This is a genomic window from Deltaproteobacteria bacterium (genome assembly GCA_026712905.1).
GTDB lineage: Bacteria > Desulfobacterota > Binatia > UBA9968 > JAJDTQ01 > JAJDTQ01.
In genome coordinates, this window is the sequence record JAPOPM010000163.1 from 1 (window position 1) to 13,633 (window position 13,633).

Consider the following 13,633-nt stretch of genomic DNA (forward strand, 5'->3'; position numbering starts at 1 on the left):
GCGTAAATGCGGTCTATTGTCCGTCGCGGCGACCTCTACCGGGGAAGGTTATCACTAAACCGCCCCGGGAACAAAAAGGGAACCCGCGGACGGGGACAACCCCGACTCGATGAGGACTCGACGAGCACTCGATGAGGAGTTCCACGCCATGAAGATCCTGTTTGTGAATCCGCGCTTCCCGAACTCTCTGTGGCGCCTCACCGGCATAACGGACATCCTGCCGCAGCGTTGTGCGCAGACACCGCTGGGCATCCTCACCGTAGCCGCCCTGACGCCGCCGGACTTCGACGTCGAGCTTCAGGACGAGAACGTCAGGCCGCTGAAATTCGATACCGACGCCGACGTGGTCGCGATTGCCTGCTGGAGCATCCAGTACGGCCGCGCCCGGCATATCGCGGAAGCGTTTCGGAAGCGCGGGAAGATGGTGGTGGCGGGCGGTCCGTACCCCTCCCTGTGTCCCGAGCGCTTCACCGACGGGCTGTTCGACGTGGTCTTCGACGGCGAAGTGGAGATCACCTGGCCGCAGTTCTGCGACGACCTCCGGACCGGCACTTGCAAGCCACTCTACAAGCAGGAGGGCAACGTCGACATTTCGCTCTCGCCGGTGCCGCGGGTGGACCTGGCTTCCCGTGAAGACTACCTCTACTACTTCCTGCAGACCACTCGGGGCTGTCCCTTCAAGTGCGAGTTCTGCGACATCATCATTACCGACGGACGGGTGCCGCGCACCAAGAGCGTGGAGCAGGTGCTGGCGGAGATCCGGGCGGTGGAGTCCGTCGGCGGCATACACATCAGTTTCTCGGACGCCAACCTCATCGGCAACATGCGCTACGCCGAGGAGTTGCTCACCGCGGTGGCGGAGTACGGCCGTGAAAACAACTACCCGATCAACTTTTCTGCCGAGATGACCATCAACGTGGCGGAGAAGCCCAGGCTGCTCCAGTTGCTGCACGACGCCAACTTCACGAGCATGTTCCTCGGCATCGAGTCGCCGCGGGTGGCGAGCCTCAACGAGACCCAGAAGCGGCAGAACACCACCTCGCCGCTGATGGAGAGCATCCGCAAGATCCAGTCCCACAACATGGCGATCCTGGCGGGCATGATCGTCGGCTTCGACAACGACGACACGGACATCTTCAAGGAGCAGTTCGATTTTCTCCAGGAGGCCGGCATCGCCTTTACCACCAGCGGCGTGCTGACGGCCATCGAGAAGACGCCCCTTTACGAGCGCCTGGAGAAGGAAGGCCGGCTGATCCCCTACGACTCCGCGCAGATGAAGGGGCACGGCTCCGCCGACCTGAACTTCGTTCCCAAGCTGATGACCGTCGAGCAGGTCCAGCAGGGCTACAACTGGCTGATCCGGAGCCTCTACAAGTACGAAAACTACGGCGCGCGGCTGGCCACCGGGGTGAGGGCATTCCGGCCGGAGTACGTGCGCCGGGGCCGGGGAAGCAAGATCAATCGGGAGGTCCTCGGGATCCTGACCAACACTTTCCGGCACTACATCTTCACCACCGACAGCGTCCGGCGCCGCTTCTTCCTGAAGACCCTGCGGCAGATCATGTGGCCCCACCCCAGCTTCGAGAAGCTGGACTACGCCATCAGCTACATGATCTCGGAAAAACACTTCCACGACTACGTGGACAAGGCCCACGGCGACCCCGAGACGGTGGCCGGCGGGCCGTTCGTGGAAAGCGCCACGGTGGAGCAGACCTGGGGCGAGCTGAGCAAGGAATACCTGAGAAAGCTGAAACGGGAAGTCTACCCCGGCGCCATGCGCTGGGTGTGGATGCGGCGCCGGCTGCGCCACGCCGTGGCGGTGCCGGAGGCGTTCCTCAAGGACCAGGTGGGGCAGCGGCTGAGCCACTTCCTCTCCGACCTCGGCATCGACGTGGTGCCGGTGGCGAGCGCCGCCCTGTCACGCATCCAGGACAAGGCCGACGTGCTGGTGCTGCCCATCCTCAACAAGATGCTCAAGGGCCGCGAGGAGTTGCAACAGGCGGTGGAGCACCTGACCGAGGAGTCCCAGAAGGAAATCAAGCGCTTCCGCAAGGTGATCCACTTCCCCATGGACCAGGGAGACGGCGCCGCCCTGGAAGCGTTCGCCCGCCTCGGCCTGCTGTACACGGGCCGGGTAGAGAGGGTGCAGCGGGCGTACGTCAGAGCGTTCCAGTAGAAGTAGACCCCCGGCTGATTGCCGGCTTTCCTTTAACGCCCTCGCCACGCTCTTTACGAGCATGCAGGCGTGCGGCCACTTTGAGGACTCCGACGAAAGCCAGTCCTCGAAGTACTTTCTCTACAACCCTACCCAATTCTCCTGATCATCCATCACTTGGAGGATTTCGGGCCAAGTAAGCGTCCTTATCCTCCTGACCGCGTCCCGGGTGGGGAACCTTACCTGCTGCGGAACCTGAACCACCCAGTCGCCGTCAACGGGACCAGCGCCATCCCATTCGACGAAGACCCGACGACCCATTTCGCCATCGGGATGGGCATCTGCCGGGGGAACGAGCGGCTCCCAGTCGCCGTCTCCGATCGCTGTGCCTGTGACCTCGCCAACGCGGCCAAAACGCCTCCCCGGCAGATGAACGACGATGTGGTGACCCACTTCAATCGCTGCCAGACAAACCCGCGCACGTTGCCAGGGCGTGCTTTCCGTAGGGCCCTCCAGCAGGAATTCCCGCGGAGGCCACCCAACGGCTACGCAGTTGTTTTCCAACCAGCACTGCCACAAGCCGGGATGGCGATTTTCCCTGCAAAAGAATTTCCATACGGGCACTTCCAGCACCTCCTTTTCGCGTAGTTCTCTCTCATCGGCAGGTCACGGGCGCATTGTGGCTCAAGACGGGGTCACGGCGCTACCGTACTAATACAATCAGTACTCAGTCCTGACTTGCGACAGACCTGACTTGGTGTATAATTGCGCCATGAGATCACCGACCCGAGAAGTTCGAGACACCATACCACGGCTCCAACAGATCGTCCCCCATATGCGCGATCAGTTGACGGGCCTGCGCGACGGATCAACATTCGAGCACGCTCGACGGCGTTATGCGGGGACGGTCGACCGACTGGATTCCCAAGGGCTGGGACGGCGAACCGCCAGTCGCGTGGGGGATCGAGACCAGTATTGGTCGCCAACGCGTGACGTGCTGGATGAGGCCATGCGCCTTGGATTCGTCGAGCGCCAGCCGCTCCCCTCGTCACGCCGATACGTGGACGCGCATCGGCACCGTCAGTACACCCTTACTCAACTGGGCCTTCTAGCCGCAGAGGAAGCCGAGACAGACGTGGCGGCTTTCTGCGACCGAATAGCTGCTTCCGTATACGGCAACCATCGCTACTTTCGTGCCTTCATTGACACCCTGCGGGACGGGCCGATCGGCTGCCCGGAGGTCACGGAAGGCGAAGTCGAGGAATCACGCCGCACGGGCAAGGACACCGAACATTGGGTCGAGATCGCAAACCAACGAATTTCCCGCCAGACGACCTGCGACGATCAAAAGGTTCGAATCCGCGAAACCATCGTCGCCGTTGTGCGACAGCGGTTCGGGCGGACGCCTGCGCGGCTCCCGACGAACAAGCAAATGGCTGAGGCGCTTAATGACGCCTACATCGAAGCCGCTCTTCGCCTCCGTGGCCTTTCGATCGGTGCTATCGACCTGAAGGTCATGAAGAAGTGGGGTTCGCAACTGATGCTGTTGGACGAGTCGCGGTACGTTCCCGCCTTCACGGGGCAGAACATCATCTGGCTTGCCGCGGACGTCAGCGACAACGGCGATGTCCGCATACGGCGCAGGACACTACGGAACCATGAACGCCCGGTAGCCAAGGCAGTCGTCGCCGCCTACAACACCCAGGCGGGCACAGAAGAGACCAGCCTTAGAGCACCGTATCTTCCAATCTACCGCGTCCGCGCACAAGCCGCTTTCGAGTGTCAGGTCACACGCGCTCTCGTCGACCTCGTCATCGAGCGACTGGCATCCGGCTCCGTTCCTGACCCACAAAGTCAACTCTGGCTTCACCTCGGGACGACACGACAGCCTGAATCGGAGCCTGTCTATCGACGCGGCGGCAATCGACGATACGAGATCACAATCCAGTCCCCAAACATCTGAAAGGAGACCCTTATGGCAGTTGACGCACTCGACCACATGGAAGAAGCGTGGAATCTGGAAGGCAATCCGTTTCCGGCGGAAGCTATCAACACCCAAGACGCCCCCTATTCCCCGACCGTGTTCGGTGAGGAGGCCCAGGAGTTCCGTCGGAAGCTCGTCCGCGGCTCCGTTCGCGGCAACGTAAACATCGGGTTCCTCTGGTCGCAAGGCGCTCACGTGGACACCGGTTTCGGCAAGACGACCTTGATGCGTGAGATCACGAAGGAGATCAACCACGACCTGGGTGTCGACACCCTCACGAAGGCGGGCATCCGCGCAGACAAACAGGTCCCCATAGCGGCCGCCTTCTCCAATCTGAACAACCTCAACGCGTCCGGGCTTTACCCGGTGCTCTTCAACGCGGCTCTCGATCTCACCCGATCGGCGGCCGGGAGCACGACCGTGCTCGACCAGGCCAGGGCACGTATTGTGGAAGACCTGGGCACTGCCGACCCCGCCCGTCTTTCCGGTCGCGTTACTGATACATGGCTCAACATCTGCGGCACTGCGCCGCCGTTGCGTCCCGAAGTGGTAAGCGCCTTTGCAAACGACGGATCTCAAGGGGTGAAGGTTGCCTTGGGGACGGTGTCCGCGACCGCCCGTCTTCGCAACGGACTCCACTATCTCGACTTCGCCCTTGCTGCACTCGCCGCAGCCGGTATCGATCACCTGTATCTTATGATCGACCAGTTGGAAGATCTTGCAACCACTCGCACCATCACTGCTGCAAAGCGCTCTCGGGAGATCGGGCGCATCCGCGACATGCTGGAAGGCCCTCCCTATGCCAACAGGGTCCACTTCATTTTCACGTTCCACCACCGTGCAGCACAGGTCCTTGAACGATTCTGGGTGGAGAATCGGCTACCGCCATTCGAGACCTCGCCCAGCAATGTTGCATCTGTTGTAGTGCTCCGTGGACTCAAGGACGACGCTCAGGTGTCGGACCTGCTACGCGTGTACCTGGAGGAACAACGCGAGGGCCAGATTGAAGACGATCTGCTTCCCTTCGACACCGGAGCGATCACCGTACTCAGGGAGGTCTCCGAGGGTCGGGTGGGAATACTGTTGAACCGTGCAAGAGAGCTGCTCGACTTCGCCGCTGGGCAGGGTGCGCCACGCATAACTGGCGAATTTGCGTCCAAGTTCTTTGCAGGAACCGACACTGCTGACCCTGAACCTGGAAGCCACGACGGCAGCGGCCCCGAGGAAAGCGATATCGACGATCTCCTTCTCGGCACACGATGACGGGATCATGCCGCACGATCTCGATATCCTGGCCGAGTTCTCTCTGGACTCCTGGCTCCTGGCCCGGTCCGCTCTCGACACCCGCATGTCGCCAGTGGACGGGCGAGCCTGGGAGCAAGCCATCGGCGACCTCTTGCGGCGCCCTGGATTACCCAACCGCCAACGCGCTGGCTCGACGACCCTCTTCGGCGTTCAGGCGGCGTCCGGCGTGGCACAGGAGCTTGACGCATGTGCCGCAGGCGGCGGCACCCTATTGGTCGTGGAATGCAAATCACAGACCTTGGGCGTGACCAAGGCTGATGCAGCGTTGTTCCACGAAAAGACCCTGGACTTCTTTTACGCGGAGCCCGATCGGTTCGGCAAAGAGCATTGGTGGCGAGTCCTCGCGTCGGCTACTCCTGTTTCAGACAGTGTTCGGGCATTCTGCGTGAGTCTCGGGCTCGTTCTCGCTGAACCCAGTCTCTTGCCACTCCCTGTCGTGCTTCGGACCGCCTCTCGGCCGAGTGCTGACATGCATCTACGGGAGACGTTGCTTCAGGATGCGGTTCGCCTGGCAGAACGTGCCGTGGTGTCGTTGCAGGATAGATGGCGATACGACGCGCAAGCCAAGGAGATTCGTTTTCAGCCCAGGACTCTGTCTCCGAACGAAATTCAGGATCTCTTCTGGATACAGGAAGAGCTCGGTTCCGACATTCTCGACCTCTACGAAACTTACCGTCCCGGTTCGCTGGAACGTCGAGCCAACGAACTTCTACGGATGCTCCGTCCCACATGACTTCACTGCTGCGATCAAGTCCTTGGTTGCGAAGTGCGACCCGCGTGGAACGGCTCCAGCGGGCCTACGTCAAGGCTTTTCGATAGATCGGACAACGCGCGTACTCTCTCGGTGTACCGGTGAGTCGGGAGTTTATCCGTCAAGGCCCAAGCAATGCGCCTTTGAGCACAACTTCGTGACCGAGGCCGAGAATCCACGCCTCCTCCGTCTCGATGACGCCGCGCTGGGCCGGCGTGAGCCACGGAGCGCCGCCGAAGAGCGGCGCCAACCCCCCGACCGCGTCGAGTCGCGCGAACGCCTCCGCGTTCACCCGCACTTGCGCACAATCCAGGATTTCACCCTCGCGCCTGCGTTGTCCGACCTGATCCCTCAACAACGAAGGGTACACCTCGGCTATCACGGCCGGCGCCTCCGGTGTCCGGAGACCCGTTTGAAACGGCCAGACCACGGCGCGGCCGGCGATGCACCGGGCCTCCATCAACTGCTTCAGCGCCGGCAGGCCGAGCAAGACCTGCGAGCCGACGGAGCCGGTATAGGCCAATTGCCAAACGGTCTTCGAGCCCTTGGCGCATTTGTCCGCGGAGCGGCGTTCCGGCGGGTGGCATTCCCTCTCGGTGCGCTCCGATTCCTTCACCGGGATGGTCGGATAGGACCACTTGGCAGGGCGACCCCAGCACGGACCGCAACCCGGGTAGGCCGCGTTGATCTCGGCCGCAACATCGTAGCGTTTGTTGTCGTTGTCGGGTTGATCATCGACGCGTTCCGCCAGCCAATCCCAAAGGGCCAGGGCACATGCCCTGCCCGTCAGATGCGCGGCGACACCCTCCGGATAGCCGAAGGGGAAATCGAACCCCACCAGCGGGCGCCGGCCGGAGTCGAGTTCCTCCGCGATCAGACGCGCGAGGCGGCGCAGGGCACAGTGGCGGGTACGCGCGTACTCGGGTTCGCATACCGATACGCTGCCGCCGGCGACACGGGCGACAGCCCACCAGATTGCGTCCTTGGTGCGCTTCGCGGGACTCGGCTTGGATCGCGCCGACCAGTCGACGATGACGTGGGTGTGGAAGAGCGGTGATGGTTTGCGTGGAGCCGGCCTCGGGGATTTCCTGGAAACGGCCACTTGGGAACCTGGAACCGCCCGCCCTCAGTGCTTGCGGATCCGTTCGATCTGTTCGCGCACCGTGGCGGCGCTGCCGGAGTCCGGCGCCAGCTCCAGGAACCGCTCCAGGTCGGTCAGCGCGCCGGCGCCGTCGCGCAGCCGCAGCCTTAGCAGGCCCCGTTCGCGCACCTGCTCGGCGTCGTCGGGGTTGAGGATCACCAGTTGCTCCACCGCCCGGAGGCAGCGCGTCAGGTCCTGGCGGTTGGCGTAGATCAGCTTGATGTTGTTGAGCATGCGCTGGACGATGTGACGGGCGGACACCGCGGAAAGATATTCCGGCTGGACTTGCAGCCGGCCGCCGTAGAGCTTGTCGAGCAGGCCCTGGAGGTCGGCCGGCGAGAGGATGTCTCCGCCGTGGAAGGGATCCACGAGGATCTCCTGGCCGTCGCACTGAGCCTTCACCAGGAAGTGGCCAGGGAAACCTACCCCCCCGACATCGAGTCCGACGCGCCGGGCCACTTCCATGTACAGCGCCGACAGCGTGATGGGGATGCCGCGCTTGCGCGCCATGACCCGGTTGAGGAAGCTGTTCTCGGGATCGTAGTAGTCGTCCTCGTTACCCTCGAAACGTTCCTGCTTGAACAGCACGTAGTCGACGCACGCGAGACGCCGATAGGCGCTGTCATCCACGCCCGCCGCTTCCCTCACCCTCTCGGCGAGCCGGTCAAGGCGGCCCAGGTACTCCTGGATGTCGAGGTCGGGATACTCGGGCAGGGCGATGGTCAGGGCCACGCGGGCCAAGTCCATATCGGGTGCGGACACCGCCGCGGCGAAAGCCTGGTACTGCGCGCTCTCGTCCATGTCTCCCTCCGGCGTGAAACCGCGGCGCTCCCTCTCCGCCGCGCGGGGACGCCGCCGGCCCGCGCTCCGGCGGGCCGGCGATCCCCCAGGCCGAACCCGGTCAGCGCGGCTCGGATACCACGTCCACCACGGCCGGCAGCCGTTGCTCCTTCACCACCTTGTAGGCCCGCTCCAAAGCGAGGCCCAACTCCGCGGGCGTGCGGATGGGGCCTTCGCCCCACACTCCGAAGCACTCGGCCATCTTTGAGTAGTCCACGAAAGGATCGCTCACGTGGGTGCCGATGCCGGCGTTCTCCACCGGGCGATTGCGGAACTCCGCCAGCTTGATGCCGTGCTCTTCCGAGTTGTAGAAGGACTGGTTGTTGTGGATGATGATGAGCAGCGGGATCTTGTGGTGCGCCGCCGTCCACAACGCGCTCGACGTCATCAACAGGTCGCCGTCCGACTGGATGTCGACGCAGAACTTGTCCGTCTTCATGTGGCCCAGCGCCACGCCGAGGGCCGCGCTCATGCCGTAGCCCACGCCGGCGCCGCCGCTTCGTCCCAGGTACTGACCCGGCTTGGTCCAGTCCCAGAGCTTCCGCGCCCACCCGTTGGCGCTGCCGTTGGCCAGCACCCAGTCCTCGCGCTTGATCGTCTCGCCCAGCTCGTAGGCCAGGCACGCCGTAGAGATGTCGTTGCGCGTCAGGGTCTGGCGCGCTTCTTCCTGCCAGCGGGCGCGCGCCGCATCGTGCACCGCCTGGACCTCCTTGGCGCGGGCCTCGATGCCCGTTTTGTCCCGGCCCATGAGCTCGCGGCACAGCCGCGTCAACTCGGGCAGGGCGATGGCGGTGTCGGCGCTGATGGGCACGTCCACCGGCTGCAGCGGCTGCACGTCGGTGGCCCAACTGTGCACCAGCATGTCGTTCAGGTTGATGTGGATGATCTTGGTGCTGGGCTGGATCACGTAGCCCATCTCGCGGGTGGTGCGGTCCACGGTCGTGAGCGAACCGTAGAGGTCCTGCACATCCAGGGCCAGCACCACGTCGGCCTTCTTCACGAACTCGCCGGAGACGTTGGTCACGTCCAGCGGATGGGTGTTGGCGATGTTGTGGCGGTTGCCCTTGTCGATGACCGGGATCGCCAGCAGCTCCGCCAGCTCGGCCAGGGGCGCCAGCGCCGCGGGTTTGCGCCCCATGAAGTCGGCGATGATGAGCGGTGCCTTGGCGCCCACCAGCAGCTCCGCCGCCCGGCGCATGGCGTCCGGGTTCCCCTGCATCGGGGCCTGGGGCGCGAACCGGCTCACGTCCGGGATCTCGATCTGCTTGGACATGGCCATTTCCTGGAGGCCGGCGTCGTAGTTGATGTAGACCGGCGCGGTGGGCTCCGTGACCGCCAGGCGGTAGCCGCGGATGAACGATTCCGGGATGCTCTCGAGCGTGGCCGGCTGGTCGTCCCACTTGGTGTAGTCGCGCACCTGGTTGCCCTGGGTCAGCGCGGTGTGGATCCAGTCGATCCAGGGACGGCGGATGGTGGTGTCCACCGGGCCGGTGCCGCCGAGACAGATCACCGGCACCCGGTCGCACCACGCGTTGAAGATGCCCATGCTGCCGTGCTGGAGGCCCACCACGTCATGCAGGATCGCCACCATGGGCTTGCCCGTGGCCTTGGCGTAACCGTGGGACATGGCCACCGAAATCTCTTCGTGACAGCAGAAGATCACCTCCGGGTGGTGGTTGCCGCCGTAGTTCACGATGGAGTCGTGGATGCCGCGGAAGCTCGCCCCGGGGTTGAAAGCCGTGTACTCGATGTCGAAGGCCTTGAGCATGTCGACGACGACGTCGGATCCGTACTCGGCCTGTTTCTTCTCCGTCCTGCTGGCCTTTGCCATATCGGTGTTCTCCCCTCGGCGCGTGCGCCGTGTTGTTGCGTTGTTGGTGTCTCCACGGGCCACACTCGCGGCGCCGCGCCAACAGCGTGGATCTCCCGCGAGCCCGCTCTCCACTCCTTGCCGGTGGGATCAGGCAACCCGCGGTCGTTGGGTTTACCTGTCCTTCCCCTCGCCGCCGCCTTCGACACCCGCGGCCAGCAGCCCGTGTTCCACGAATCCCTCCACGGTCTCCGGCAACGACCCCACGTCGTCCCGGTCCCTTGGCCTGTGCTCTTGCTCCGCCGCCGCGACGGCCTTCAAGAGCCGCTCGATGGCCGGCGTCACCACCGGCTCCAGGCCCACGTGTCGGAAGGTGTCCGCCAACTCGGCCATCTCCTCGCCGCGCCGCGCCGCGTGCAGCCGCAACGACGTGATGGAGCCGCTCGCCTTGCCCGGCAGTCCCGGGAAGCTCTCCTCGTAGCGCTCCAGGATCTGTTCCAGAAGACCCAGCTTGCGCGCCCCGGCCAGAAGCTCGGTCAGGAGACCCGCGAGCCCCTTGGTGAACCCAGCGTACACGACCTTGAAGGCCGACGCCTGGGTCGCGCCGTCCCCCAGCACGCGGATCGGCAGCCCCAGTTCCCGTAGCGGCACCAGCCGCTCCGCCTCCGGGCCGGAGACGTACACCGCGGCCTTTTCCAGCCGCCGTGCGCTGCCGATGATGCAGCCATCCACGTACACGCCGCCACCGCCTTCCAGCTCGGCGCGCGCGGCGTCGGCGGTCATGGGCGAGATGGCGTTGGCTTCGAGGAACGGGAGCCCTTGGCGCTTCACCGCCGCGACCGCGTGCGCCACCGACCGCGCCACCTCCAGGGCCGCCGACGGCACCACGATGGACACGACCAGATCGGCTTCCTCGACGAGCCGTTCCAGGGTCTCCACCTGCCGCACCGGAGCTTCGTCGCAGCGCTGCCGGGTGGCCTCGCTCCGGCCGGCGACGCAGGTCAGCGGCTCGGCCCCGCGCGCCGCCAGGAGGCGCGCCCAGTGGTAACCCATCTCGCCGATGTTGAGAATGCCGATGCGGCGGAACTCCACGGTCGATCTCCCCGATGCTCTTCCGCGCGGGCCTTGCGGGGTTCGGAAACGCTGCGTCCGCAACCCGCGCGCAACGTAGCCATAGCCCCTTTGCCCGGCCTGCGTCAACCGGGCGCGCCGCGGCCGAATTTGACACCCTCGCGAGGTCCGGCTACTAAGGAAACTCCAATCTATCGCCAGCATCCATGGCGTCCTTCGACTGCGCTACGCTCAGGACGAACGGAAGATCGGCTCGCAACCGTTCGTCCTGAGCGTAGCGCAGTCGAAGGACGACCCAGTTCACCGAAACGGAGCCGCACCACGAAAACCGGTGTTTTTCTGCCCATCTCGGGACGCGCTGCCACTCCCGAGACCTTGCGTCAGGCAGCCCAGAACGCGGAGGCGTGGGGCTTCGACTCCATCTGGGCGGCGGACCGCATCATCATCCCCTGGCGCATCGACACACACTATCCCTACGCCCGGGGCGGGGCGTTCATCGTGCCGCCGGACCGCCCCTTTCTCGACTCTCTCACCTGCCTGACGTTTCTGGCCGCGTGCACGAGCCGCGTCGAACTCGGCATCAGCGTTCTGGTTCTGCCGTACCGCCAGCCCCTGGTGTGGGCCAAGATCGCGGTCACCCTGGACCATCTGTCCAACGGGCGCTTCATCCTGGGAGTGGGCGTGGGCTGGATGGAGGAGGAATTCCGCGCGCTCCAGGCGCCGTTCAAGGACCGGGGGCGCCGCACCGACGAACAGTTGAAGGTGCTCAAGGAACTCTGGAGCGCCGAGCACGCGAGCTTCTCCGGCCGCTTCTACGAGTTCGAGGACATCGCCTTCCTGCCCAAACCCACCCGTGCCGGAGGCATCCCCATCTGGGTCGGCGGCGAAGGCGAGCACGCCCAGCGGCGCGCCGGCCGCCACGGCGACGCATGGTTTCCCTACTTCGTGCGTATCGAGCCCGGCGAATTGGCCCGGCGCTTCGACAACGCCCGGCGCCACGCGACCGCGGCCGGGCGCGACCCCGAGAGCCTGCACCTGAACTGCTGCCTCCCCGTGGAGGTGACGCGCGAACCCGTGGCGCAGGAACCGGACCGTCTCGCGGGCACCCCGGCCCAGCTCGTGGAAGCCATCGCGCGCTACCGCGACGCCGGCGTGGAGCACCTGGCGCTGCAGTTCATGGTGCCGCGCTGGCCCGACCGTCTGGAGCAGATGCAGCAGTTCGCCGAGGAGACTCTGCCGCACCTCCAGGCCTGAATCCCATGGCCCGCCGCCCCTTCTTCTACGGCTACGTCATCGTCGCCCTGTGCCTGTTCAACATGGTGCTGTTGCGGGGCATCCTGGCCTCCTTCAGCGTCTTCAACATCGCACTGCTGGAAACGTTCCGGTGGTCGCGGGCCGCCACCGGCACCATCGCCTCGGTGAACGGCATTTTCTACAGCTTCTCCTCACCGCTGGTGGGTTGGGCCTACGACCGGGTGGGGCCGCGCGTCCTCATGCCTGTCGGCGGCGCCCTCATCGGCGCCGGGTTGCTGGTGTCGGGCGTAAGCACAACCCTCTGGCACTTCTACATCGGCTTCGGCCTGCTCGTGGGGCTCGGCATCGGCTGCATCGGCTTCGTCAGCAACACGGCCCTGCTGTCCCACTGGTTTCGGCGCCGGCGGGGCGCGGCCATCGGCGTCGCCACCATGGGGCTGGGCTTCGGCATCCTGGTGGTACCCGTGGTGCAGGCGGTGATCACCGGCTACGGCTGGCGCGTCGCCATGGTGTTGTTGGGAGTGGTGGTGCTGGCAACGGTCGTGCCTCTTAACGCCCTGTTCCAGAGACGCCGGCCCGAGGACATCGGCCAGCTTCCGGACGGCGACTCGATGGGAGCCGTGGACCAACCCCCGACGCCAGGGGAGAGCGCTGCCGAAGAGGTTGTGCGGGAGGTCGTGCCGGAGCGGGACTGGACGCTGATGGACGCGTTCGGCTCGTTTCCGTTCTGGGCCATCGCCGTGGGCCACCTGGGGCTCGGCACCGGGCTTGCGCTCATGTACACCCACGCGGTGGCGCACCTGGTTCACGTCGGACTGGCGAAGCAACTGGCCGCCAACGCCTTCAGCCTGGTGGGAGTGGCGCGAATTCCGAGCACGGCCATTTGGGGGTTCATCTCGGACCGCCTCGGGCGCGACCGCGCCTACCGCCTCGGCACCGTTTTCACCCTCGGCGGGATCGGGGTCCTCATGGCCCTGAGCGCCGACGCCCCGGCATGGTGGTTCGTGGCCTTCGCGATCCTCTACGGCGTCGGGCACAGCTCCGGCAACCCGACCTTCGGCTCCACCATCGCGGACATCTTCGGCGGAAAGAACGTCGGGACCATCTTCGGGTGGCTCGAGATCACCTTCGGCATCGGCGTGGCCCTGGGATCGTGGTTCGGCGGCTATGCGTTCGACGTGAACGGGTCCTACCAGTACGCCTGGGTCCTGGGACTGATATCCTTCACGGTGGCCTATCTGAGCATCCAGGTGTGCATCGTGTGGAAGCGGCGGTCCCGCCACGAGACGCGGTGAGTCGGCCGGCGAGCCGGAGAGCGGCCT

10 protein-coding genes are annotated in these 13,633 nt (G+C 64.9%); 6 read left to right on the forward strand and 4 right to left on the reverse strand.

The features are described 5' to 3' along the window. The first annotated feature begins 148 nt into the window (after positions 1-148). The 4 genes from OXF11_13195 to OXF11_13210 all read left to right on the forward strand — a co-directional run bounded on the left by OXF11_13195 (position 149) and on the right by OXF11_13210 (position 6,177). Positions 149-2,176: a DUF4070 domain-containing protein gene (locus OXF11_13195; protein MCY4488051.1), complete on the forward strand. Its 2,028-nt coding sequence runs from the start codon at positions 149-151 to the stop codon at positions 2,174-2,176. 988 nt (positions 2,177-3,164) lie between these two features. Then, positions 3,165-4,118, forward strand: a complete 954-nt coding sequence (locus OXF11_13200; GenBank protein ID MCY4488052.1) for a hypothetical protein — start codon at positions 3,165-3,167, stop codon at positions 4,116-4,118. 12 nt (positions 4,119-4,130) lie between these two features. Next, the gene (locus OXF11_13205) at positions 4,131-5,402 is read left to right on the forward strand and encodes a hypothetical protein (GenBank protein ID MCY4488053.1); all 1,272 of its coding nucleotides are present in this window, start codon (positions 4,131-4,133) and stop codon (positions 5,400-5,402) included. A gap of 7 nt (positions 5,403-5,409) precedes the next feature. Further along, on the forward strand, positions 5,410-6,177 hold the full coding sequence (locus OXF11_13210) for a hypothetical protein (GenBank protein MCY4488054.1): 768 nt from the start codon (positions 5,410-5,412) through the stop codon (positions 6,175-6,177). Between the two features lie 139 nt (positions 6,178-6,316). On the opposite strand, the gene OXF11_13215 is transcribed toward OXF11_13210, so the two are convergent. The 4 genes from OXF11_13215 to OXF11_13230 form a co-directional block, all read right to left on the reverse strand. Then, positions 6,317-7,297: a molybdopterin guanine dinucleotide synthesis gene (locus OXF11_13215; GenBank protein MCY4488055.1), complete on the reverse strand. Its 981-nt coding sequence runs from the start codon at positions 7,295-7,297 to the stop codon at positions 6,317-6,319. A 24-nt stretch (positions 7,298-7,321) separates the two neighbouring features. Beyond that, the gene (locus tag OXF11_13220; GenBank protein ID MCY4488056.1) at positions 7,322-8,137 is read right to left on the reverse strand and encodes a transglutaminase-like domain-containing protein; all 816 of its coding nucleotides are present in this window, start codon (positions 8,135-8,137) and stop codon (positions 7,322-7,324) included. A 100-nt stretch (positions 8,138-8,237) separates the two neighbouring features. Beyond that, the gene (locus tag OXF11_13225) at positions 8,238-10,007 is read right to left on the reverse strand and encodes a thiamine pyrophosphate-binding protein (protein ID MCY4488057.1); all 1,770 of its coding nucleotides are present in this window, start codon (positions 10,005-10,007) and stop codon (positions 8,238-8,240) included. Positions 10,008-10,160: 153 nt separating this feature from the next. Further along, a complete protein-coding gene (locus OXF11_13230; protein ID MCY4488058.1) occupies positions 10,161-11,078 on the reverse strand; it encodes a DUF1932 domain-containing protein in 918 nt (305 codons plus the stop codon). On the opposite strand from OXF11_13230, the gene OXF11_13235 reads away from it, so the two are divergent. Together OXF11_13235 and OXF11_13240 are read left to right on the forward strand one after the other, a co-directional pair. Continuing rightward, positions 11,028-12,311 carry an LLM class F420-dependent oxidoreductase gene (locus OXF11_13235; protein ID MCY4488059.1) on the forward strand — a complete coding sequence of 428 codons (1,284 nt, stop codon included), beginning with the start codon at positions 11,028-11,030 and terminating at the stop codon, positions 12,309-12,311. The genes OXF11_13230 and OXF11_13235 overlap by 51 nt on opposite strands. 5 nt (positions 12,312-12,316) lie before the next feature. After that, positions 12,317-13,606 carry an MFS transporter gene (locus OXF11_13240; protein ID MCY4488060.1) on the forward strand — a complete coding sequence of 430 codons (1,290 nt, stop codon included), beginning with the start codon at positions 12,317-12,319 and terminating at the stop codon, positions 13,604-13,606. The last annotated feature ends 27 nt before the right edge of the window (positions 13,607-13,633 follow it).